This window comes from Alkalispirillum mobile, from assembly GCF_003664325.1.
In the GTDB taxonomy this organism is placed as follows: domain Bacteria; phylum Pseudomonadota; class Gammaproteobacteria; order Nitrococcales; family Halorhodospiraceae; genus Alkalilimnicola; species Alkalilimnicola mobilis.
Genome location: NZ_RCDA01000005.1, coordinates 46,169 through 70,377 on the forward strand (window position 1 = coordinate 46,169; position 24,209 = coordinate 70,377).

At 68.4% G+C, this 24,209-nt stretch carries 16 protein-coding genes; 5 read left to right on the plus strand and 11 right to left on the minus strand.

The genetic code is table 11. The features are described 5' to 3' along the window. The first annotated feature begins 132 nt into the window (after positions 1-132). Positions 133-2,772 (plus strand): PEP/pyruvate-binding domain-containing protein, encoded by a 2,640-nt coding sequence (locus DFR31_RS12495; RefSeq protein ID WP_121443026.1) that lies wholly within the window; start codon positions 133-135, stop codon positions 2,770-2,772. Between the two features lie 135 nt (positions 2,773-2,907). On the opposite strand, the gene gdhA is transcribed toward DFR31_RS12495, so the two are convergent. From gdhA to DFR31_RS12525, 6 genes are all read right to left on the minus strand, one after another. Then, positions 2,908-4,257, minus strand: coding sequence for an NADP-specific glutamate dehydrogenase (gene gdhA, locus DFR31_RS12500; RefSeq protein WP_121443027.1), 1,350 nt, complete (start codon positions 4,255-4,257; stop codon positions 2,908-2,910). A gap of 219 nt (positions 4,258-4,476) precedes the next feature. After that, positions 4,477-6,954 (minus strand): acyl-CoA dehydrogenase, encoded by a 2,478-nt coding sequence (locus DFR31_RS12505; RefSeq protein ID WP_121443028.1) that lies wholly within the window; start codon positions 6,952-6,954, stop codon positions 4,477-4,479. 97 nt (positions 6,955-7,051) lie between these two features. Beyond that, positions 7,052-8,242, minus strand: a complete 1,191-nt coding sequence (locus DFR31_RS12510; RefSeq protein WP_121443029.1) for an acetyl-CoA C-acyltransferase — start codon at positions 8,240-8,242, stop codon at positions 7,052-7,054. Between the two features lie 35 nt (positions 8,243-8,277). Continuing rightward, positions 8,278-10,695 carry a 3-hydroxyacyl-CoA dehydrogenase/enoyl-CoA hydratase family protein gene (locus tag DFR31_RS12515; RefSeq protein WP_121443098.1) on the minus strand — a complete coding sequence of 806 codons (2,418 nt, stop codon included), beginning with the start codon at positions 10,693-10,695 and terminating at the stop codon, positions 8,278-8,280. 40 nt (positions 10,696-10,735) lie between these two features. After that, positions 10,736-12,583 carry an AMP-dependent synthetase/ligase gene (locus DFR31_RS12520; RefSeq protein WP_245971195.1) on the minus strand — a complete coding sequence of 616 codons (1,848 nt, stop codon included), beginning with the start codon at positions 12,581-12,583 and terminating at the stop codon, positions 10,736-10,738. 122 nt (positions 12,584-12,705) lie between these two features. Next, positions 12,706-13,392, minus strand: coding sequence for a TetR/AcrR family transcriptional regulator (locus tag DFR31_RS12525; protein ID WP_121443030.1), 687 nt, complete (start codon positions 13,390-13,392; stop codon positions 12,706-12,708). 196 nt (positions 13,393-13,588) lie between these two features. Here DFR31_RS12525 and DFR31_RS12530 point away from each other — a divergent pair, with 196 nt between their 5' ends. Together DFR31_RS12530 and DFR31_RS12535 are read left to right on the plus strand one after the other, a co-directional pair. Further along, positions 13,589-14,545 (plus strand): DnaJ C-terminal domain-containing protein, encoded by a 957-nt coding sequence (locus tag DFR31_RS12530; protein ID WP_121443031.1) that lies wholly within the window; start codon positions 13,589-13,591, stop codon positions 14,543-14,545. A gap of 5 nt (positions 14,546-14,550) precedes the next feature. Next, complete coding sequence (locus tag DFR31_RS12535) at positions 14,551-14,871, plus strand: chaperone modulator CbpM (protein ID WP_121443100.1); 321 nt, start codon at positions 14,551-14,553, stop codon at positions 14,869-14,871. A 6-nt stretch (positions 14,872-14,877) separates the two neighbouring features. Here the strand turns inward: DFR31_RS12535 and DFR31_RS12540 are convergent, their stop codons facing one another. Then, positions 14,878-16,290: a GGDEF domain-containing protein gene (locus DFR31_RS12540; protein WP_121443032.1), complete on the minus strand. Its 1,413-nt coding sequence runs from the start codon at positions 16,288-16,290 to the stop codon at positions 14,878-14,880. A gap of 180 nt (positions 16,291-16,470) precedes the next feature. On the opposite strand from DFR31_RS12540, the gene metH reads away from it, so the two are divergent. Beyond that, a complete protein-coding gene (metH, locus tag DFR31_RS12545; RefSeq protein WP_121443033.1) occupies positions 16,471-20,166 on the plus strand; it encodes a methionine synthase in 3,696 nt (1,231 codons plus the stop codon). A gap of 13 nt (positions 20,167-20,179) precedes the next feature. Here metH and DFR31_RS12550 read toward each other — a convergent pair whose 3' ends face one another. Beyond that, positions 20,180-20,806, minus strand: a complete 627-nt coding sequence (locus tag DFR31_RS12550; RefSeq protein ID WP_147436980.1) for a hypothetical protein — start codon at positions 20,804-20,806, stop codon at positions 20,180-20,182. Positions 20,807-20,925: 119 nt separating this feature from the next. On the opposite strand from DFR31_RS12550, the gene DFR31_RS12555 reads away from it, so the two are divergent. Continuing rightward, a complete protein-coding gene (locus tag DFR31_RS12555) occupies positions 20,926-21,696 on the plus strand; it encodes a helix-turn-helix domain-containing protein (RefSeq protein WP_170153693.1) in 771 nt (256 codons plus the stop codon). On the opposite strand, the gene ubiT is transcribed toward DFR31_RS12555, so the two are convergent. Genes ubiT through ubiU form a run of 3 tightly spaced genes read right to left on the minus strand, consistent with a single transcriptional unit; the run spans position 21,671 to position 24,067 of the window. Then, positions 21,671-22,144 carry a ubiquinone anaerobic biosynthesis accessory factor UbiT gene (ubiT, locus tag DFR31_RS12560; RefSeq protein ID WP_121443036.1) on the minus strand — a complete coding sequence of 158 codons (474 nt, stop codon included), beginning with the start codon at positions 22,142-22,144 and terminating at the stop codon, positions 21,671-21,673. The two genes, DFR31_RS12555 and ubiT, sit on opposite strands and share 26 nt — an antisense overlap. Further along, entirely contained in the window at positions 22,141-23,055 is a 915-nt protein-coding gene (locus DFR31_RS12565; protein WP_121443037.1) for a U32 family peptidase, read from the minus strand. The genes ubiT and DFR31_RS12565 overlap by 4 nt, the downstream gene beginning before the upstream one ends. 16 nt (positions 23,056-23,071) lie before the next feature. Then, positions 23,072-24,067, minus strand: a complete 996-nt coding sequence (gene ubiU / locus DFR31_RS12570; protein WP_121443038.1) for a ubiquinone anaerobic biosynthesis protein UbiU — start codon at positions 24,065-24,067, stop codon at positions 23,072-23,074. Positions 24,068-24,209: the final 142 nt, after the last annotated feature.

The following is a 24,209-nucleotide window of genomic DNA, read 5'->3' on the forward strand; positions in this document are numbered from 1 at the left end:
GCCCCAGGAAGCGGGGCCGGACAACGCCGCAGTCCGGCCCCGTTCCACTATGGTTACAAAGGCTTGCAGCAACGCCCGGCTCCGGTTTTCTGGCAGAATGCTGCAAAGCATCAACCACTGATCAGGACCGGCATGACAGCACACTACGACGACAACGTGGTCTCCACCGGGATCGACGGCCTGGACCGGGTACTGGACGGCCTGCGCCTCGGCGACAACGTGGTCTGGCGGGTGGACGACCTGGACGACTACCGCCGCTTCGTCCGGCCCTTCGTGGACGCCGCGCGGGCCCAGGGGCGGTCCATCATCTACCTGCGGTACGGTCAGCACGAGCCGCTGCTGACCCCGGAGGACGGCATCCGCATCGTCAGCCTGGACGCCCTGGGCGGTTTCGAGGCCTTCACCCGGCAGGTCTACCAGCTGATCACCGACCACGGCCACGGGGCCTTCTACGTCTGCGACTGCCTGTCCGACCTGCTTAACGCCTGGGCCACCGACACCATGGTCGGCAACTTCTTCCGGGTCGTCTGCCCCTACCTCTACGAACTGGACACGGTGGCCTACTTCGCGCTGCTGCCCCACCGCCACGCCCACGGCACCCTGGCCCGCATCCGTGAGACCACCCAGGTGCTGATCGACGTGCGCCGGGCCGCCAACGAGATGCAGGTCCAGCCGGTCAAGGTCTGGGAGCGCCACTCGCCCACCATGTTTTTGCCCCACCGCCAGCGCGGCGAGGCCTTCCTCCCGGTGGTGGACAGCAGCGATGCCACCCGGCTCCAGGCCCTGCTGGAGCTCAAGCACCAGCAGGAGGACCAGGAGCGGCTGCTGGACTACTGGGACCGGCTGTTCCTGCGCGCCTCGCAGGTGCTGGACGAGCCACACAACACCACCGCCCGGGAGGCGGTGCGCGAGCAGATCCTCAACGTGCTGATCAGCCGCGAGCCGCGCATGCGGGCGCTGGCCAGCCGCTACCTGGGCCTGGAGGAGCTGGTCGGCATCCGCGCCCGGATGATCGGCAGCGGCTACATCGGCGGCAAGGCGGTGGGCATGCTGCTGGCCCGCCGCATCCTGCTGGAGGACGCACCGGACACCTGGCCCCGGCACCTGGAGCCCCACGACTCCTACCACCTGGGCTCCGATGTCTATTACGCCTACATCGTGCACAACGGCTGGTGGCCCCGGCTGATGCGCCAGCGCACCGACGCGGGCTACTTCGAGGAGGGGCGCGCCCTGCACGAGGCCATGCTCCACGGCGAGATGCCCCCGGAAGTGCGCGGGGCGCTGGAGCGCATGCTGGATCACTACGGCCAGTACCCCATCCTGGTCCGCTCCAGCAGCCTGATGGAGGACGGCTTCGGCAACGCCTTCGCGGGCAAGTACGACAGCATCTTCTGCGTCAACCAAGGTGACCCGGAACAGCGCCTGGCGCAGCTGGAGGACGCTATCCGCCAGGTGTACGCCTCCACCATGAGCGAGGACGCCCTGGTCTACCGTCGGCAACGGGGCCTGGCCCACCAGGAAGAACCCATGGCCCTGCTGCTGCAGCGGGTGAACGGGCGCTACCACGACCACGTCTACCTGCCCGATGCCGCCGGGGTCGGGGTCTCGCGCAACACCTTCGTCTGGGATGCGGACATGGACCCGGCCGCGGGCATGCTGCGCCTGGTCATGGGTCTGGGCACCCGGGCCGTCGATCGCATCGAGGGCGACCATGCCTGCGTCGTCGCCCTGGACCAGCCGCACAAGCGACCCTACCGCAACCGCGACGACGTCTACCGCTTCTCCCAGCACCTGGTGGACGTGCTCAACATCAATGACAACGAGCACCAGTCGCTTCCGCTGCGGGACCTGGCGGAACAGGTCCACGACCTGCCGCTGCCCCGGCTGGGGGAGCAGGACCGGGAGGCCACCCGGCGCGCCCGCAGCCTGGGCCACGCCAGCCCGGTTTGGCGGCTGACCTTCGACCCGCTGCTGCGCGACCCGGCTTTCGTGCCGCTGGCCCAGAGCATGCTCCAGACCCTGGAGGCAGCCTACGACCACCCGGTGGACGTGGAATTCACCGTGCACCTGGAGGATCAGGGCTCCCCCAGTTTCAACATTGTGCAGTGCCGGCCGCTGGCCACCCTGGGCGCCCATCAGAACCAGGTCCACCTGCCCGATAACGTCTCACCGGAGCGGCTGTTCTTCGCCACCCGCGGGCACTTCATGGGCGGCAACATCGACCTGCCCATCGCCCGGATCATCCACGTGGACGGGCCTGCCTACTCGGCCCTGAGCATCAGCCAGAAGTACGCGGTGGCCCGCCTGGTGGGCAGCCTGAACCGCGCCGTGGCCGACCGGGTCGCCTGCCCGGTTCTGCTCATCGGCCCCGGCCGCTGGGGCACCAGCAGTCCGGAGCTGGGCGTACCGGTACGTTTCGCTGACATCAGCCGGGTGTCGGTGCTGGTGGAGGTGGCGGAGCTAGGCTCCGGCATGGTGCCGGACCTCTCCTTTGGCTCGCACTTCTTCCAGGACCTGGTGGAGTCGGAGATCGCCTACGTGGCCCTGTTCCCCAACGAGCGCGGCAGCCGCTATTGCCCGGACTGGCTGACCCGGTTGCCGGGCCACTGCCGCCTGGCGCTGGACGATGGCGACACGGACCTGGAGCCCCTGGAGGACCCGGCGGTGGCCTCGGTCGTCAGCCACTACCAGGTGCATCAGCAGGGACTGCGGGTCGTGGCTGACGTGGTGCAGCAGCGCCTGCTCTGCTTCCAGCCGGAAGGCGCCCCCTGACCCGACTCTCCATGGCCCAACGCTCCCTGGCCCAGCGTCCCAGGGCGCCGGCCCATGAAAAAACCGCCCGGGGCGGACAACCCACGGGCGGTTTCCAGGGCGGGGCGGTATGGCCACCCCACGAGCAGGGCCGGATCAGATCAGGCCCATGGCCTCCATGGCCTGGCTGACCTTCAGGAAGCCGGCGATGTTGGCACCGGTAACGTAGTTGCCGGGCGCCCCGAACTCGTCGGCGGTCTCGTAGCAGTTGCGGTGGATGTTCTTCATGATCTGGTGCAACCGCTGCTCGGTGTGCTCGAAGGTCCAGGAGTCGCGGCTGGCGTTCTGCTGCATCTCCAGCGCGCTGGTGGCCACGCCCCCGGCGTTGGCCGCCTTGCCCGGGCCGTAGGCGATACCGGACTCCAGGAACAGGCGGATCGCCTCCGGGGTGCTGGGCATGTTGGCGCCCTCGGCCACGGCGATGCAGCCGTTGTCCAACAGCTTCTTCGCATCCTTCCCGTTGAGCTCGTTCTGGGTGGCGCAGGGCAGCGCCGCGTCGCAGGGCACGGCCCAGATATCGCCGTCCTCGATGTACTTGGCGTGCTGCAGTTCGTCGGCGTAGGTGGAAATCCGGCGGCGCTCCACCTCCTTGATGCGCTTGACCCGGTCCAGGTCGATGCCCTTCTCGTCCACCACGATGCCGCTGGAGTCGGAGCAGGCGATGACCTTGCCGCCCAGCTCGTAGATCTTCTCCATGGCGTAGACGGCCACGTTGCCGGAGCCGGAGACCACGCAGGTCTTGCCCTCGAGGCTGTCGTTGCGGTACTTCAGCATCTCCTCGAGGAAGTAAACGGTGCCGAAGCCGGTGGCCTCCTTGCGCGCCCGGCTGCCGCCCCAGCTCAGGCCCTTGCCGGTGAACACGCCGGACTCATAGCGGTTGGTGATGCGCTTGTACTGGCCGAACAGGAAGCCCACCTCGCGCTGGCCCACGCCAATATCGCCGGCGGGCACGTCGGTGTACTCGCCCAGGTGGCGGTAGAGCTCGGTCATCAGGCTCTGGCAGAAGCGCATAATCTCGTCTTCGGACCGGCCCTTGGGATCGAAGTCGCTGCCGCCCTTGCCGCCGCCGATGGGCAGGCCGGTCAGGGCGTTCTTGAAGATCTGCTCAAAGCCCAGGAACTTGATAATGCCCAGGTAGACCGAAGGGTGGAAGCGCATGCCGCCCTTATAGGGGCCCAGCGCGCTGTTGAACTCCACGCGGAAGGCGCGGTTGATGTGGGTCTCACCCTTGTCGTCCTGCCACGGCACACGGAAGATGATCTGCCGCTCGGGCTCACAGATACGCTGGATGATCTTGCGCTCGGCCAGCTCCGGGTACTTCACCAGCACCGGCCCCAGGGTTTCCAGCACCTCGTGCACGGCCTGGTGGAATTCGCTCTCGCCCGGGTTGCGGCGCAGTACGTCCTGAAAGATCGGTTCCAGTTTCTCGTCGAGCCTGGCTGCCATACTGTGTACTCCTTGATTTCGCACCAAGACGGTGCATTGTATTCAGCGGGCCACCGGAGACAGGTCGCCCATTTGAAGTCAGGGGCGGGGATTTTGCACCAAAATTGAGCGAATTGACATCTTTTCGGCTGTATCGATTCGTCGCACACGCCAACGCCGGCCCGGAAAAGGCCGGCGTTGAGCGCGCTGTCGCCCCGACTACAGGCGACGGGGAAAGGCTCAGGAAACCGCGCGCTGACGCCAATCCGCCCGGGTCTCCCGCGCCGACTCCGACGGACGCGGGCTGATCACCTCCGGCGGGAAGGCATCGGTGATGACGCAGTCGTAGCGCAGGTCCTCCCAGGCCTGCAGCTGCTCCGCCTCGGCCTCGGTGACCAGCCCCTGCTCGCGGGCATGGGTAAGGCGCTCGGCGAAGCTGAAGCCCTGCACCTCGCCCTTGGCCACCCACTTCTGGAACCGGTTGTACAGCGGCTCCACCGCCACCAGGGTGCGCAGGGCCACCTCCATGCGACCCATGGGGTCGTTCCGGTCCTCCTCCGCCCAGTAACCGATGGCCGTCAACCGCTCCCGCACGCCAGCCGGCTCCATCAGGGCCTCGGCCACCCGCTGGCCGTCCCGGTCAGCGGCCGCATGGTAGGGCCGCCCGAGGGGGAAGATCACCCGGCGCATGAACCCGGCCAGCAGCCGGCTGGGGAAGTTGCGCAGAAAACCGTCGAAGGCCTCGTAGATAGTGTTCAGCGAGTCGTCCAGGGCCCAGCGCACGAAGGGCAGCTCCGCCTCCGGGCTGCCGGCATCCTCGTGAAACTTGAGCACCGCCGAGGCCAGGTAGAGGTGGCTGAGCACATCGCCCAACCGGGCGGAGAGCCGCTCCTTGCGCTTCAGGTCGCCGCCGAGCACGCCCATGGCCACGTCGGCGACGAAGGCCAGGGCCGCGCTCATGCGCGAGAGCTCGCGGTAGTAGCGGGCGGTGGGCCCGCCGGTGGGGCTCCCCCCCAGGCGGGCACCGCTGAGTCCGAGCACGAAGGCGCGCACGCCCCGGTTCACCGAGTAGCCGAGGTGGCTGAACAGCAGCCGGTCGAACCCGGCCAGGTCGTCCTTGCGTGCCGCCTCCATCTCCGGAAAGACGTAGGGGTGGCAACGGATCGCCCCCTGGCCGAAGACCATCAGGTTGCGGGTCAGGATGTTGGCCCCCTCCACGGTGATGCCCACCGGGATGGCCTGGTAGCTGCAGGCCAGGTAGTTGCGGGGCCCGTAAATGATCCCGCGGCCGCCGTGGACGTCCATGGCGTCATTGAGCGAGGTGCGCATCATCTCGGTCATGTGGTACTTGGCGATGGCCGAGACCACGGACGGCTTCACGCCGAGATCACCGGCGCTGGCGGTGAGCCGGCGGGCTGCCTCCAGTCGGTAGGCATAGCCGCCGATGCGGGCCATGGCCTCCTGCACCCCCTCGAACTTGCCGATGGGCAGCTTGAACTGGCGGCGGATGCGCGCGTAGGCGCCGGTCATGCGTGCGCTCATGTGGCCGGCGGCGGCACCCAGCGCGGGCAGGGACAGCGCCCGGCCCACCGACAGGCATTCCATCAGCATGCGCCAGCCGCGCCCGGCCATCTCCGGCCCGCCGATGATCCACTCCAGCGGGATGAAGACATCCTCGCCCTGCACCGGGCCGTTCATGAAGGCCATGGCCATGGGGAAGTGGCGCTCCCCCACCTGCACCCCCGGGTGATCGGTGGGCACCAACGCGCAGGTGATCCCGCGATCCTGCTCGCCACCCAGCAGCCCGTCCGGGTCATGCAGCTTGAAGGCCAGACCGAGCACCGTGGCCACCGGCGCCAGGGTGATGTAGCGCTTGGAGAAGTTCAGGCGGATGCCCAGCACCTCGCGGCCCTCGTGCTCGCCGCGGCAGACCACCCCGTAGTCCGGCATGGACGCCGCATCGGAGCCCACGTCCGGCCCGGTGAGGGCGAAACAGGGGATCTCTGTGCCATCCGCCAGCCGGGGCAACCAGTAGTCCTTCTGCGCCTGGGTGCCGTAGTGCATCAGCAGCTCCCCCGGCCCCAGGGAGTTAGGCACCATCACCGTGACCGCCGCCGAAATGTTGCGGGTGGCGATGCGCGTCACCACGCAGCTCTGGGCATAACTGGAAAACCCGTGGCCACCGTACGCCTTGGGGATGATCATGCTGAAGAAGCGCTCCCGCCGGATGTAGTCCCACACCTCAGCGGGCAGGTCGTGAGCCTCCCGCTCGATCTGGTCGTTGTCCAGCATGCGGCAGAGCGCCACCACCTGGTTGTCGAGGAAGGCCTGCTCCTCTTCCGTGAGCGCGGTCACCGGGGTATCGCGCAGCTGCTGCCAGTCCGGCTGCCCCTGGAACAGCTCCCCCTCCCACCAGGTATCCCCGGCCTCCAGCGCCTCGCGCTCGGTGGCGGTCATGGGCGGCAGCACCCGCTTGAAGGCGCGGAAGACCGGCCGGGTGACCACCCGCCGACGCAGCCCCGGCAGGTTGAGCAACAGCGCCACCGGAGCCAGCACCAGGGCGGTGATGCCCGCGGCGGTGCCGGAAGCCACGCCGGAGAGCCACAGGCCCAGCAGGTAGAGGGCCACGGCCGCCGTCCATACCGGCAAGCGGACACCGCGGTAGGCCAATGCCAGAAAGCCCAGCAGGGCCACCACGATCGCGATAAGGGTGTTCATTTTCATCTCCTCCTGACGGCGCGGGTGCATAGCCCGCGCCTACTACAAACGATTGTTTGATACCCGGCCGAAGTCAAGGCCGGGTCCGGTCGCCCCGTTACACCCGCTCGAACAGGCCGGCGGCACCCATGCCGGTGCCCACGCACATGGTGACCAGGCCGTAACGCCCGCCGGTGCGGCGCAGACCGTGCACCAGCGTGGCCGTGCGGATGGCGCCGGTGGCCCCCAGCGGATGGCCCAGGGCAATGGCCCCGCCCTGCGGGTTGACCCGCTCCGGGTCCAGGTCCAGGTCGCGGATCACCGCCAGGCTCTGGGCGGCGAAGGCCTCGTTGAGCTCCACCCAGTCCACTTCGGGCAGACTGACGCCGGCCCGTTTCAGCACTTGCGGCACCGCCTCCACCGGGCCGATGCCCATCACCTCCGGCGCTACCCCGGCCACCGAGTAGCCGGCAAAGCGCGCCAGCGGTTCCAGCCCCAGGGCCTTGACCTTGCGCTCGCTCATCAGCACCACCGCCCCGGCACCGTCGCTCATCTGCGAGCTGTTGCCGGGCGTGACGCTGCCCCGCGCCGCGAACGCCGGCTTCAGCCCAGCGAGTGCCTCCGCGCTGGCCTCCGGCCGCGGCCCCTCGTCGGTGTCCACCAGCCGCTCCCGCAACGCGATGGCGTTGGCCTGCGGGTCCACCGCCGACTCGCGCACGGTGTAGGGCAGGATCTCGTCCCGGAAATGCCCGGCCTCGGTGGCGGCCACCGCCCGCTGGTGGCTCTGCAAGGCGAAGGCGTCCTGTGCCTCGCGGCTCACCGCCCAGCGCTCGGCCACCTTCTCGGCGGTAATGCCCATGCCGTAGGCGATGGCCAGGTGCTGGTCGTCCTGGAACAGGGCGGGGTTGAACCGCGGCTTGTGACCCATCATCGGTACCTGGCTCATGGACTCGGTGCCGCCGGCGATCACCACGTCGGCCTCACCCAGGCGAATCCGGTCGGCGGCCAGGGCCACCGCCTGCAGCCCCGAGGCGCAGAAGCGGTTGACGGTGTAGCCGGGAACGCACTCCGGCAGTCCGGCCAGCAGCGCGCTGACGCGGGCCACGTTCAGCCCCTGGCTGCCCTCCGGCATGGCGCAACCGACGATCACATCGGCGATCTCGGCCGGGTCCAGCCCTGCGCAGCGGTCCACCGCCCCACGAATCACGTGGGCCAGCAGGTCGTCCGGGCGGGTATGGCGGAAGGCGCCGCGCGGGGCCTTGCCCACCGGGGTGCGCTGCGCGGCGACGATATATACGGCTTCAGTCATGGTTGTTCACTCCTCCATTCGATCACCGGGCCGGCTCAGTTGCGCAGCGGCTTGCCCGTTTTAAGCATGTGGACGATTCGCTCGCGGGTCTTGTCAGTGCGCAGCAGTTCCACGAAGGGCTCCCGCTCCAGCTTCAGCAGCCAGGCCTCGGGTACCGTGCTGCCCGCCTCCACCTCGCCCCCGCAAAGGGCGGCGGCGGCACGCTCGGCCACGGCGTAGTCGTGGTCGGAGATGAACCCGCCGGCGTGCATGTTGACCAGCTGCGCCTTCAGGTTCGCCAGCCCCGCCTTGCCCGCCACCCGCACCGGTGTCTCCAGTGGCGGCCGGTAGCCCGCCTCGGCCAGCGCCCGGGCGTGGGCGTGGGCCACGTGCAGGATCTCGTGCGGGTTGAGCACCACGGTATCGGACGGCCGCAGCAGACCGAGGCGCCGGGCCTCCACCGCGCTGCCGGCGACCTTGCCCATGGCGATGGTCTCGAAGTAGTTGCGGATGAAGGGGAAGACGTCACCGTCCGGGGTGAGCGCCGAGGCGCGGCGGGCCAGCTCCTTGCAGCCACCGCCGGCGGGGATCAGCCCGACCCCGGCCTCCACCAGGCCCATGTAACTCTCCAGGGCCGCCACCACGTGGTCGCAATGCATGACGAACTCGCAGCCCCCGCCCAGGGCCATGCCGCGCACCGCCCCCACCACCGGGATGCGGGCCTGGCGCAGGCACTCGGTGGCCTGCTGGAAGCGCGCCACCATGTCGGCCAGGGCGTCGTAGTCCCCCCACTCCAGGGCACCCACGACCTGCTTGAGGTTGGCGCCCACGCTGAACGGCGCCTTGGACTGCCAGAGGACCAGCGCCCGGTAGCGCCCCTCGGCCTTGGCCACCGCCTCCAGCACGCCCGCCAGCACGTCGTCGCCGATAGCGTGCTGCGGGCTGCGGAAGCTGAGGATGCCCACGTCCGCCTGCAGGTGCCAGAGGCGGACCGCGTCGGTCTCGAAGGTGGTGACTCCGGTCTCCTGTTCGGCCTCGCCCAGCACCCGGTCCGGGAAATACTGGCGCTGGTAGACCGGGAGGTCGGAGCGCGGCTGCCAGTTGTGGCCACGGGCACTCCAGGACGCTTCCGGGCGATGCACCCCATCCACCTGCGCCACCCACTCCGGCAGCGGTGCATCCACCAGCGCCCGGCCGGCGTCGATATCCGCACGGATCCAGTCGGCGACCCGTCGCCAGCCGGCCGCCTGCCAGGTCTCGAACGGCCCCAGCTTCCAGCCGAAGCCCCAGCGCATGGCCAGGTCCAGGTCGCGGGCGTTGTCCGCGATATCGCCCAACCAGTAGGCGGCGTAGTGGAAGACGTCGCGCTGGATGGCCCACAGGAACTGCGCCTGGGGGTGGTCGCTGTCGTGCAGGGCCGCCAGCTTCTTCGCCGGATCGCGCTCGGCCAGGATCGCCTGCAACGCCTCGTCGGCCTGCTGCCGGGCCGGTCGGTAGTCGCCGCGCTCCGGATCGAAGACCTGGATCGCCTTGCCCTCTTTCCGATAGACACCACGGCGGGTCTTCTGCCCCAGCGCACCTTGCGCCACCAGACCGTCCAACCAGTCGGGCAGGCGGATATAGGCCTGCCAGGGATCCGCCTCCAGCAGCTTGGCGGAGCCGGTCACCACGTGCTGCAGGGTGTCCAGGCCTACCACGTCGGCGGTACGGAAGGTGGCCGACTTGGGCCGGCCGATGGCCGGACCGGTGAGCGCGTCCACCACGTCTGCCGGGATGCCCAGCCGCTCGGCGTGGTGCAGGGTGGCGGCGATGGAAAACACGCCGATGCGGTTGGCCACGAAGTTGGGGGTGTCCTCGGCACGGAGCACCCCCTTGCCCAGGGTACCCACCAGGAAGCTTTCCAGATCGTCGAGCACCTCGGACCGGGTGGCCCGACTGGGGATCAGCTCCACCAGCGGCATGTACCGCGGCGGGTTAAAGAAGTGCACGCCGCAGAACCGCTCGCGCACGGCGTCGGGCAGCACCTCGGCCAGGGCGTTGATGGACAAGCCGGAGGTGTTGCTGGCCAGCAGCACGCCCTCGGGCAGGTGGGGCGCGATGCGGGCGAACAGATCGCGCTTCAAGTCCAGCCGTTCGGCGATGGCCTCGATCACGAAGTCGCAATCGGCGAGCTGGTCCAGCCCGGTTTCGTAGTTGGCCGGCACGATGCGTTCGGCCACCGCCGGCTCTGCCAGCGGGGTGGGTTGGGCCTTGCGCAGGCCCTGGATGGCCTTGCGGGCATGGGCATCCGGGTCGCCGCCCTCGGCGGGCAGTTCGAAGAGCACCGCCTCCACGCCGGCGTTGACGAGGTGGGCGGCAATCTGCGCGCCCATCACCCCGGCGCCGAGCACGGCGGCGCGGCGGATCTGGCGGGGCCGCTGGGCGACGCCGGCATCGCCACCGGGCGCCATCCTTGTCTTCAGCACTGAACTCATCTTCTCCTCCATCGGTGTTGTCGTGGGCCGGACGGCGGCATCACTGCCCGGATTGGCCGGAGGCACCGGCCGGGCTGGCGTGCCCGGCATAAAGCGCCTCCAGCTCGTCGTGGAACTGGTGCGTGATCTGGGCGCGCTTGAGCTTGAGGGTGGGGGTCAGCATGGCGTTGTCCACGCTCCACGGCTCCGGCAGCACGCGCAGTCGCCGTACCTGGGCGTAACCGGGAAAGGCGTGCAGCAGGTCCGCCACGCGCGATAGCAGGCAGGCCTCCACCTGCGGGTCCTCGCGGGCCGCCCCGATGGCCTCCGGCAGGCCGTGCGCCCGGGCCACGCCGGGCCAGGCGGCCTCGTTGAGCACCACCAGCGCCCCCAGGTAGGGCCGGCCCTCACCGACCACCATGACCTGCTCGAACACCGGGTCGTTGGCGATGGCCAGCTCCATGTCCGCCGGCGGCACCTTCTCGCCGTTGGCCATGACGATGATCTCCTTGAGGCGGCCGGTGATGGTGATGCGACCGGCCTCGTCCAGGCGGGCCTGGTCACCGGTGTGCAACCAGCCCTCGCGGTCCAGGGCCGCCCGGGTGGCCTCGGGATTGTTCCAGTAGCCGAGCATCACGTTGGGGCCGCGGACCTGCAGCTCGTCCTGTTCGCCGATGCGCACCTCCACGCCGGGGAGCGGTTTACCCACGGTACCGGGCCGGTTGTCCTCCAGCGTATTGACGGCGATCACCGGGCTGGTTTCGGTGAGCCCGTAACCCTCGAGCACCGGCACCCCCAAAGAGAGAAAGAGCTGGGCCACGTCCCGGCTCAGCGGGGCCCCCCCGCTGATGGCCACCCGCAGCCGGCCGCCCAGCCGCGCGGTGACCTTTCCCGCCACCAGCTTGTTCAACAGTGGCCAGCCCAGCTCCTTCGGGTGCCAGCCCCGCAGCCCCTGCCCCCGCTGGTAACGCTGCCAGCCCACGTTGACGGCGCTGTGGAACAGCCGGCGGGCCAGGGGCGATTTCTCGCGCAGCCCCTCCTGGATTCGGCCGTAGACCCGCTCGTAGATGCGCGGCACGCTTACCAGCGCAGTGGGACGATGCGTGGCCAGGTCCTCGGGCAGGTCCGGTACCGACCGGGCGTAGGCCACGGTGGAGCCGGTCATGATCGGCAGGTAATAGCCGATGGTGCGCTCCAGGGTGTGGGACAGGGGCAGAAAGGACAGGAACAGATCGTCCGGGTAGATCGCGATACGCTGCAGCCCGGCGTGGGCGTTCTCCAGCATGTTGTGGTGGCTGAGCATCACCCCCTTGGGCCGGCCGGTGGAGCCGGAGGTGTAGACGATGGAGGCCAGGGCGTGGCCGTCGCGGGGCGGTTCGGGCAGCGCCTCATCTTCCGTCGCCCGCTCCAGCCAGACCTGCAGGGCCGTCACCGCTCCCTGATCATCCGCCGGGGCCATGCCCCGCGTCACCACCACGCGCTGCAGGGCGTTGAGCCGGTGGCCGCCGCGCTGGATGGCGTGCCAGGTCTCTGCCTGTTCCAGGATCAGCAGCCGGGCCCCGCAATCATCCAGAATGTAGGCCACGTTGTCCGGCCGGTCGCTGGTGTACAGCGGCACCACCACCAGGCCGAGCGCCAGGGCGGCCTGGTCAAACAGCACCCACTGCCAGCTGTTCGGCAACATCACCGCCACGGTATCGCCGCGCCCCAGCCCCTCACCGGCCAGGGCTGCCTGCCAGCGGCGCACGGCGTCGGCGGTCTCCTGCCAGGAAAAGGTCTGCCAGGCCTGGCGGGCATAGTCGTACTGGCGGTACGCCGGGGCATCGGGGCTACGGCGCACCCGTTCCAAAAACAGGCGGTGCAGGGTGCCCACCCCCTTGGGTTCGATGTAGTCGGTCTCTGGTTCCACGGTCTCCTCCTGGCGCTTCGTTCTTTTGTTTTGCGGGCTGTCTTGTGCAACCTCTGAGTAAGCGCTATTAAAACGTTTGTTTTACTTCTGTCCGAAAAAAATCCCGCCGCTGCGGGCCGGTCTCAGTCCGACCCGAGCGCCGCCTCAGCTGCGCCCTCCTCCAGGGCCTGCTGTAACTCTGGCGGCAACGGCGCCTGCAAGCCACCCGCCAGGAAGGGCACCATCCTGCGGATGATCTCCTGCGGGTCATCGGGGTTCGCGCCCCGGCTCGCCGCCAGCACCTGCATCATGTCGTTGCCCGCCATTACGTAGGACATGACGCCGACCATGAAGTGCAAGCGCCAGTACAGCTCACCCTTGGGCAGCTCCGGCAACACCTCACGGAACGCCGGCTTGAACCGGCTCACCAACCCCTCGTTGGCCTGCCGCATGTGGTCGTGGAGGAAGTTGGCGTGCTCCGTGTAGGTACGCCCCATCAGGCGCACGAACCGGCCGCCCCCGGCACCGTCGCGGCTCAGCTCCAGCGGGGGGCCGATGAACGCTTCGATCAGCCCCTCCAGCGTCAGGTCGCCGCTGCGCTCCAGCCGGTCCAGCCGACGGATACGCTCGCGGTTCAGCGGCTCCAGCCGCCGGGCCAGCACTGCCTTGATCAGCCCCTCCTTGGAGCCGAAGTGGTAATTGACCGCGGCCAGGTTCACCTCGGCCTGGGAGGTGATCTGGCGCAGCGAGGTCTGCCCCAGGCCGCGCTCTGCGAACAGCCGCTCGGCGGTATCGAGTATGCGCTCCTTGGTGTCGGTGGCTTCGCTCATGGTGGCTTCCGCGTCTTAAACGTACGTTTATTTATAGTCATCCCTGCGAGCAGGTCAAGGGGATTCGTTGTTGCACTGCCACATCCCGTATGCGCCGCTCAGCGCGTCGACATTGAACCCTGCCCGCCCCTGCTCCATATACATCAGTAGGCAAAACGAATACCTCGGACCCGCACAACAAGGATCGGACACGCACATGAAATTCAAGGACTACTACGAGATCATGGGCGTCAGCCGGGACGCCAGCCAGGACGAGATCAAGCGGGCCTACCGCCGTCTGGCCCGGAAGTACCATCCGGATGTCAGCAAAGAGCCGGACGCCGAGCAGAAGTTCAAAGAGCTGGGCGAGGCGTACGAGGTGCTCAAGGACCCGGAGAAACGAGCCGCCTACGATCAGCTGGGGCGCAACTACCAGGCCGGCGAGGATTTCCGCCCGCCACCGGACTGGGGCCAGCAGGGCTTCCAGTTCCACGGTGCGGAGTTCACCGGCGCCGACGCCTCCGGCTTCAGCGACTTCTTCGAGTCCCTGTTCGGCAGCGGCTTCGGACAGCCCGGCGGCTTCGCGCGTGGCGGGACCCAATTCCGGGCCCGCGGCGAGGATGCACGGGCACGCATAACCATCGACCTGGACGACGCCTACCAGGGGGCCAACCGCACGCTCACCCTCACCGCGACCGAGATTGGCGAGGATGGCCGGCCCCGGCACAGGGAGCGCACGCTGAACGTGCACATCCCCAAGGGGGTCCGGCAGGGCCAGCATATCCGCCTGGCCGGTCAGGGCAACCCGGGCCTGGGCGGTGGCCCGCCGGGCGACCTCTTTCTGGAAGTGGCCTTTCGGCCCCACCCCCTGTTCCGCGTCGAGGGGCGCGACGTGTTTCTGGACCTGCCCGTCGCCCCGTGGGAGGCGGCGTTAGGCGCCAAGGTCGCCGCACCCACCCCCACCGGCACCGTGGAACTGCGAATCCCGGCCGGCTCGGTGGGTGGCCACAAGCTGCGGCTAAAGCAGCGAGGCATTCCCGGCAACCCGCCCGGTGACCTCTTCGCCGTATTGCAGATAGCGCTGCCACCCGCCGACACAGAGGCGGCCCGGCAAGCCTACCGCGACATGCAGCAGGCCCTGGACTTCAACCCACGCGCCAGGCTGGGGGTGTGAACGCCATGACACGGAAAATGCAGACGGTGATCCGCGGCGAGATCCTGGAAGAGGAGGTGGTGCTCAGCCTGGGCGAGGTGTGCCGCCTCTGCCGGCTGTCCGCCGACGAACTGCTGGTAATGGTGGACGAGGGCATTATCGAGCCCATGGAGCGGGGCCCCACCAGCCACTGGCGCTTCCATGGGACCAGCGTGCGGCGGGCGCACCGCGCCGTGCAACTACGCCGCGACCTGGGGGTCAACTGGGCCGGCGCGGCGTTGGCGCTGGAGTTGCTGGACGAGGTGGAGACCCTGCGCCAACGCCTGTGGCGCCTGGAGGGGGGCTAGCGCCGTTCAGGCATCGGCGGTGTCCGCCTTCAGGTCATCGGCCAGCACAACCCGGTCGCGGCCCGCCGCCTTCGCCGCGTAGAGCGCCCGGTCGGCGTTTCCGATGGCGCGGGAGTAGTCGGGGTGGCCGTCGTGCAGGGCCAGGCCGATGCTCGCGGTCACCCGGATCGTTGCGTCGCCCGCGTTGATCACCAGCTCGCGTACGCCCCGACGGATCTTGTCCGCCACCGCCTGGGCGTTCTCCGGGCTGATGTCGCTGAGCACCACCAGGAACTCCTCGCCGCCGTACCGGAAGACGAAATCGCCGGCGCGGATCTGGCTACTGAGCGCCTCGGCCACCTGACAGAGCACCCGGTCTCCGGCGTCATGTCCGTGGCGGTCGTTGAGCTGCTTGAAGTGGTCCAGGTCCACCAGCAGCAGCGCAAACCGCCCCCCGTGACGGATGCAGACCTGGGTCTCCCGCTGCAGGATGGTATGCAGGAAGCGGCGGTTGAACAGGCGGGTCAGCGGATCCCGCCCGCCGTCCATCTCCAGGGTGTGGCTGACCAGTTCGGCCAACAGCCAGTTGGCCCGGGTAACCCCCTGGTTCAGCGCCTCCACCTGCTCGAAAAACCCCTGGGTCAGCCCCTGCTTGCGCACCTCGATCGCCCGCTCGGAGGCATGTTCGATTGCGGCCAACTGCTGTTTGAGCTTGGCGATCTCCTGCTCCTGCTGGAACAGCAGGTCGGCCTTGTGGTGCAGCCAGAGGGCGAAATCGGACTGGCGAACGGAATCCGCCGGGGTCAGCGCCGGCTGGTCCTGCTGATACAGGCGGGTCATGAAGCGGCGCAGCCAGTCCAGCAGGTCGGAGCGCAGCCGCTCGCACTCGATGGCCAGGTTCTGGCTGACCGCGTGCATCTTGAGCGCCTGGGACTGGCGCTCCGCCACCATCTGGTCACCCAGGTAGCTCTCGTTGATCAGCGCAATGGAGGCATCGATCAGCTCGCAGACCGCGATCAGCCGGTCCAGGTCCCCGTCATGCTCCCGGTGCACCCGGGTGAGGATGTCCCGCTTCAGGAACCGGCCGCCCAGGTTGACCATGTGCATGGGCACATTGATCCGGGCGTGGACCCGCCCCACTTCCAGCTGACGCTGCACGAAGGCGGGCACCGCGTCCGGCTCGCGGGGGGTGAACAGCTCCCGCACCCATTGCGCCAGGGTATAACGCAGCCGTTGGCGGACAAGGTCATGGGACAGGAAGGCGTCGCTGCCGGGCTCCCGCAGCATCTCGTCGTAAAACTCCGCCACGATGCCGTCCAGATCCCCCTCCACCGCCTGGCGGATGCCGTGCAACGGCTCCTCGCCGATGTCCTGGTAGAGGCGCGTCAGGAGCTGGATGTGGCTGTCGAGGATCTGGCTGGTCTGGATGCCGTGGCTCATGGGAATGAAGCTCTGGGTTGCAAGGAACACATGCCGCCGGCACCGGAGGCCGGAACGCGGGCCATTATGCCAGCTTCGTGCCGCCGGCAGGGAATCGGCCCTTGATACGCAGCAACCCGACGCCACACTTGGTATCCTATGCGGTTCCCTTGCTTAATCAGCTGATACAGCCATCCAGCCATGACCGATTGCCGCAAAACCCTGGAAGACGCCCTCGCCCGCCACATCCTCATCCTGGACTCCGGCATGGGCACCATGATCCAGAACCGTCAGCTGGAGGAGGCCGACTTTCGGGGCGAGCGCTTTGCCGACCACCCCTGCGACCTCAAGGGCAACAACGACCTGCTGGTGCTCACCCGGCCCGAGGTGATCCGCGAGATCCACGCGGAGAACCTGGCGGTGGGTGCGGACATCGTGGAGACCAATACCTTCAGCTCCACCACCATCGCCCAGGCCGACTACCAGATGGAGCATCTGGCCTACGAGATGAACGTGGCCGCCGCCCGGCTGGCCCGCGAGGCCTGTGATGCCGCCGAGCGCGAGACCCCCGACCAGCCGCGCTACGTGGCCGGCGCCCTGGGCCCGACCAACCGTACCGGCTCCATCTCACCGGACGTGAACAACCCCGGCTACCGCAACATCACCTTCGACCAGCTGCGCGCCGCCTACCTGGAAGCGGCGCAGGGGCTGGTGGAGGGCGGCGCCGACCTGCTGCTGATCGAGACCATCTTCGACACCCTGAACGCCAAGGCGGCCATCTACGCCCTGGAGGAGCTGTTCGAAGAGATCGGCCGGCGCCTGCCGGTGATGATCTCCGGCACCATCACCGATGCCTCCGGGCGCACCCTCTCCGGGCAGACCACCGAGGCCTTCTGGAACTCCGTCCGCCACGCCAACCCCTTCACCGTGGGCCTTAACTGCGCCCTTGGCGCCGACCAGATGCGCCCCTTCGTGCAGGAGATCAGCCGGGTGGCGGACACCTACGTCACCATCTACCCCAACGCCGGTCTGCCCAACGAGTTCGGCGAGTACGACCAGTCCCCCGAGGAGATGGCTGCCATCGTGCGCGAGTTCGCCGAGAGCGGGTTCGTGAACGTGATCGGCGGCTGCTGCGGCACCACGCCCGAGCACATCGCCGCCCTGCGCGAGGCGGTGGCCGACTGCGCCCCCCGCGCCATCCCCGAACGCGAGCGGGCCATGCGCCTGTCCGGCCTGGAGCCCTTCAACATCGGCCGGGACAGCCTGTTCGTGAACGTGGGCGAGCGCACCAACGTCACCGGTTCGGCCCGTTTCCGCCGGTTGATCAAGGAAGAGGACTACGACACCGCCCTGGAGGTGGCCCGGGAGCAGGTGGAGAACGGCGCCCAGATCATCGACATCAACATGGACGAGGGCATGCTGGATGCCCGGGCCTGCATGGTGGACTTCCTCAACCTGATCGCCGCCGAGCCGGACATCGCCCGGGTGCCGGTGATGATCGACGCCTCCAAGTGGGAGGTGCTGGAGGCGGGCCTGCAGTGCGTGCAGGGCAAGGCGGTGGTCAACTCCATCTCCCTCAAGGAGGGCGAGGCGCCCTTCCTGGAACAGGCGGAAAAGCTCAAGCGCTACGGTGCCGCCGTGGTGGTCATGGCCTTCGACGAGGACGGCCAGGCGGACACTTACCCGCGTCGCATCGAGATCTGCGAGCGCGCCTACCGGCTGCTGGTGGACCGGGCCGGCTTTCCGCCCGAGGACATCATCTTCGACCCCAACGTCTTCCCGGTGGCCACCGGCATCCCGGAGCACGACAACTACGGCATCGACTTCATCGAGGCCACCCGCTGGATCAAGGCCAACCTGCCCTACGCCCGGGTCTCCGGCGGGCTATCTAACCTCTCCTTCTCGTTCCGCGGCAACAACGCCGTGCGCGAGGCCATGCACTCGGCCTTCCTCTACCACGCCATCAAGGCGGGGCTGGACATGGCCATCGTCAATGCCGGCCAGATCGAGGTCTACGACGACATTCCCAAGGACCTGCTGGAGCGGGTGGAGGATGTGATCCTCAACCGCCGGGAGGACGCCACCGAGCGCCTGCTGGACTTCGCCGAATCGGTGAAAGACAAGGGCGGTGCGCAGAAAAAGGAAGCCGACCTCGCCTGGCGGGAACAACCAGTGAACAAGCGCCTGGCGCATGCGCTGGTCAAGGGCATCGTCGACTACATCGACGAGGACGTGGAAGAGGCGCGCCAGGCTCACGACCGCCCCATCGAGGTGATCGAGGGGCCGCTGATGGACGGCATGAACGTGGTGGGCGACCTGTTCGGCGAGGGCAAGATGTTCCTGCCGCAGGTGGTCAAATCCGCCCGGGTGATGAAAAAGGCGGTGGCCTACCTGCTGCCCTACATCGAGGCAGAGAAGGCCGAGGGCGACGACAAGCCCGCCGCCCACATCCTGATGGCGACGGTGAAGGGCGATGTTCACGACATCGGCAAGAACATCGTCGGCGTGGTGCTCCAGTGCAACAACTTCAAGGTCACCGACATCGGCGTCATGCAGCCAGCCGAGGCCATTCTGGAGACCGCCCAGAAGGAGCAAGTGGACATCATCGGCCTGTCCGGGCTGATCACCCCCTCGCTGGAGGAGATGGTCAACGTGGCCAAGGAGATGCAGCGCCGGGGCATGAATCAGCCGCTGCTGATCGGCGGGGCCACCACCTCCCGGGTGCACACGGCGGTGAAGATCGCTCCCCGGTACGACCACGAAGTGATCTACGTGAAGGACGCCTCGCGGGCGGTGGGCGTGGCCTCCAACCTTATGAGCGAGACCCGGCGCGACGCCTATGTGGCCGGGCTGGCGGAGGAGTACGAGCGCGTGCGCCAGCAGCATGCCAACCGCCAGAAGAAGCAGAAGTGGGTGAAGATCGACGCGGCCCGCGCCAACCGTACCCCCATCGACTGGGACGCCTTCGAGCCGGTCATGCCCAATACCCCCGGGGTGCACGTGCTGGACGACTACCCCCTGGAAAAACTGGTCGATTACATCGACTGGACGCCCTTCTTCAAATCCTGGGAGCTGGCCGGCAGCTACCCCAAGATCCTCGATGATGAAGTGGTCGGCGAGCAGGCGCGCAAGCTTTTCGAGGACGCCAAGGCGATGCTGGCCCAGATCATCGAGGAACGCTGGCTCACCGCCCGGGCGGTATTCGGTCTGTTCCCCGCCAACGGCGTGGGGGACGACACCGAGCTCTACACCGACGAGAATCGCGAGCAGGTGCTACTCACCCTGCACCACCTGCGCCAGCAGACCGAGAAGCCGGAGGGCCGCCCCCACCAGAGCCTGGGTGATTTCATTGCCCCGCGCGAGACCGGCAAGCCCGACCACATCGGCGCCTTCGCCGTCACCGCCGGCATCGGCATCGACGAGCACATCGCTCGCTTCGAGGCCGACCACGACGACTACCACGCCATCCTGCTCAAGGCCCTGGCCGACCGGCTGGCCGAGGCCTTCGCCGAGCACCTGCACGAGCGGGTACGCAGGGAGTTCTGGGGCTATGCCCCGGACGAGCAGCTGGACAACCGCAGCCTGATCAAGGAGCAGTACCAGGGTATCCGCCCGGCGGCGGGCTACCCGGCCTGCCCGGATCACACCGAGAAGGATCTGATCTGGGAGCTGCTGGACGTGGAGAACCGGATCGGCCTGACCTTGACCGAGAGCAAGGCCATGGTGCCCACCGCCGCGGTGAGCGGGCTCTACTTCGCCCACCCGCAGAGCCGCTACTTCGGCCTGGGCAAGATCTACCAGGACCAGGTGGAGGACTACGCCAGGCGCAAGGGCATGAGCCGGCGGGAAGCGGAGCGCTGGCTGGCGCCCAACCTGGGGTATGAACCGGAGGACTGAGCCACGCGTCCTTCTAGCGGAGCGACCCACGCCGGCCACCCGGCACGCCATCCCGGCCCGGGGCCAGCTGACAGCGGATGTCGCCGCGCAGGAAGCGCTCGGAGTCCACGCTGGTGCGCAGCCCGCGTCGGTAGTCCTCGAAGGTACCCAGCACCCGCACGCAGTAGTCCGAATCCGGGCGCGAGGCCCAGCGCTCGGCACAGAGGGTCAAGGTGGTCCCGTCGAACTGCGCGATGCCGTCGTTGCTGCGGTGGCGCCCCCGGTCCTGTTCCCGGTAGTCAAAGGGCACATCCATCCCTTCGACCACGTCCACCGCGAAGGGCTCCACGGCCCGCCAGCGACTGCCGGAGCGGAGCTCGCCCTGCTCCATGACACACTGGAGGCGCTCGCCATACCCCGCCTCGCGGCGGCGCACCTCCAACTCCGCCAGTTGCCGGGCGGCCTCCGCCTCCCGCGCCTGCGCTTCGGCGGTGCGACGTTCTGCCGCGGCCCGGTCCAGTTCGGCCTGCTTTTCCCGTGCGGCAAGGCGCTCTTCGGGGCTCAAGGACTCCCACTCTTCCTCTGAGAAATCAAGCGGATAGGTGGCAAAGCAGCCGGTCAGAAAAAGGGCGCACAGGCCAGCGATCAATGCATGCTTCATGGTTTTCAGGTTCCCTATGCCCCTTCGGAGGTATTGCGGTCTGTCGACCGGCTCGGCAGGCTAAAGCCCATATCAGGGCTCAAGAATACCTTGGCCATCGAATTGTTTCACGAGGCATCATGCACGACTATCGCACCGACAATATCACGCCCCTGAGCCAGCGGAGGGACCGGTGCCAAGGATGTGGCCTGAGGAATATCTGCTTCGGCATTCTCCACCACGCGCCGGAAGCGGACATGCTGGAGCGCCTGATCTGCCGGCGCGGCCCGCTGCCGGCGGGCACCGTGCTGTTCGAGGCGGGCGAACCGCTCGAGCGCCTGTGCGTGATCCGGGTGGGTGCCGCCCGGCGGGAACGCGCTGAACGGTGCGAGGATGACAATCAGCGGGTGATCGGCTTTTCCCTGCCGGGCGAGGTGATGGGGCTGGATGCGCTGTACGAGCAGCGCCACCCTACCAACGCCGTACTGCTGCAGAACAGCTATGTCTGCGAACTGCCGTTCCAGTCGCTGCAGGGATTGGCTGCCCAGGTGCCCCAGCTCTGGCACCAGCTGCTGCGCCTTTCCGGGGATGCGGTGCACCAGAACAAGCGCACCCGCCTGGCCATGAGCCAGCAGTCGGCCGAGGGGCGCCTGGCCCACGGCCTGCTCGACCTGGCTCACCGCATGGCCCGGCGCGGCATGTCCGCCGAAACCATTGATCTGCCGATGCCGCGGCAGGAGCTGGGCAACCAGCTGGGCCTGGCCCCCAACACCACCAGCCGCGCCTTCCGTTACCTGGGGGAACAGGGCTGGATCATGGCCGACGGCCGCCAGATCCGGCTGCTCGATGTACCGGCCCTGGCCGACCTGGCCAACTGGTCGGAGCCTACACCGACCGTGCGCTCGGCCTGAACCGCCGCTCCCCGCTCTCCACCAGCCCCGCGAGGCGCAGCAACGGCCGGCGAAAACGGGCCGGCAGCGCCTCCGGGTCCAGCTGGTCCAGGGCATTCTTGGCCATCAGTCCCAACTCCGTGTCGCCCTGGATACTCAACCGGCGCTGAAAAAACAGGGTGTCCGGGTCCGCCCGCTCCCCCGCCATCAGTACGAAGGCCCCCGGGTCACCCCCGATGCGGGCCTCCGGCGCCATGCCGTGTGCCGCGGCCAGCCGGCCCGCGCGCCAGGTCAGCGGCAGTGCCAGGCCCCAGTCCTGCAATCGGACCTCAAGGCAGCGGCCCTCCAGAAAATCGAATACCCCGTCGGCCAGGGGCTCGGCCAGGGCCTGGTTGATCAGACCGACCGCTACCTGATCCAGCCGCCGTTTCACGAAACGGGCACCGGGGGGCAATGGGAGCGAGCTCATGTCAATTCCTCCTGAAAACGTGCATTGCGCGCCACCCGTGCCATTCCGGCCTCACCAAACCAATAGCCGTCACAGCACGCCTCCGGCGCGAGCCCGGGGATAGGACGATCCGCCCCCGCCTCGCCGGCCAGGGCAGCAGCGTAGGCCCGGACCACACCGGCCATATCCTCACCCCAGGGGCTGAGACGCACGGCGTTGGCCCCGGCGGCACGGATGTCCTCCAGCGCGTCCAGCAGGTGCAGCCAGCGGCCCGATTGCAACTGGGTGCCGTTGATGCGCAGGAAGGCATCCCCGTCGCGGGTACCCATCGGCAATCCGCTCGGGTGCTCCAGGCAACGGAAGCCGCATTGGTCCTTGGGCCGGTCTGCCGCTCGCGCGGTGAAACAGCGGGCGGACCAGGCCAGTGGCAACGGGCCGAAGCCCTGCACCTCCACCTCCAGGTCCGGGTCGCCCAGCCCCTGCAGGTTTTCGCTGATCATGCGGCCCGGCATCTCCACCGATGGCACCCAGCGCACCATGCCGGCCCGGCGGAGCACGGCCAGGGTGCGCGGATTGTAGACGTTGAGGGTGGACCCTCCCACGAAGGGCGCACCGGCGGCGCTGGCCAGTTGCACCGCCCCCATGTCATTGGCCTCCACCCGGAACTCGCCGTTCTCGCACAGGCGGCGGACCACACCCATCTCGGAGCGGGCCTCCACCAGCGCCAGGCTGGAGAGGATCACCTGCTTGCCGGCCTGTGTCAGCTCCCGGCCCAGGCCGATCCAGTCATCCAGACTGAAGGCGCGGCGCTTGCTGCAAACGTTCTCGCCCAGGTAGACGGTGTCCAGCGGCCAATCGGCGGCTGCCCGGTAGAAGGCGTGCAGCCGGTCGGCACTCCAGTAGTAGGGCACGGGGCCCAGTGTCAGTTGCATCGGGTACCTCCGCGGGTCACTGCCAACTGCGATGGTAGGCGCCAAGGGTGGTCTGAGTGCCCTCGGACAGGCCGGCCAGGGCCGCCATCCAGTCCTCGCGCGGCTGGAAGCCGTCGCCATTGTGCCGGCAGGCATCGATGGCCTGACGCCACACCCGGGCCACCTGGGCGACATAAGCGGGGCTGCGCTGGCGCCCCTCAATCTTCACGGCACTGATGCCGGCGGCCATGAGTTCCGGCAGCAGCGACAGGGTGTTCAGGCTGGTGGGCTCCTCCAGCACGTGACCGACCTGGCCCTCGACCTGGAAGCGCCCCTTGCAGACCACCGGATAGCCCGCCTGCTCCTCTTTGCTGAAGCGGTCGATCAGCACACCGCTGAGGCGGGACTCCAGCCCCTGCGCGGTCTCCTCCCAGCGCACGGCGCTGGCCGGCGAACAGGCCCCACTGCGGTTGGGCGAGCACCCGGTAACGTAGGAGGAGAGCAGGCACCGTCCCTCCACCATCACGCACAAGGAACCGAAGGCGAACACCTCCAGTTCCACGTCCGTCGACTCGGAAAGCGCCCGGACCTGCGCCATGGACAGCACCCGGGGCAGCACTGCCCGGCGGATGCCGAAGTGCTCCTCGTAAAAGCGCAACGCCTCGGCACTGGTAGCCGATCCCTGGACGGAGAGGTGCAGGGGCAGGTCCGGGTGGCGCGAGGCGGCGTAGTCCAGCACACCGATATCGGCTGCGATCAGGGCATCCACGCCCAGGTCCGCTGCCTGGTCCACCGCCCGCTGCCAGCGCAGCCAGCCCTGGGGCTGGGCGTAGGTGTTGACCGCCAGCAGCACGCGGGCACCCCGCTCCCGGGCGTAGCGCAGCCCCTGCTGCATCTGCTGATCGGTGAAGTTCAGACCGGGGAAGTGGCGGGCATTGGTATCGTCACGCAGGCCCATGTAGACGGCATCGGCGCCGTTATCGATGGCCTTGCGCAGCCCCACCAGACTGCCGGCCGGACAGAGCAACTCCATGAACTCACCTCCCTTTGCGGCCGCCGCGGGAGGGCGGCAGCACGGAAAACTCGCAAGTCCGTGATCATGCCGCCCGTGCCCTCGGCCGGGGTTGATGCATGGCAAACAGGAGGCTTGACCGGGGCGCTTCGACCACCCTTTA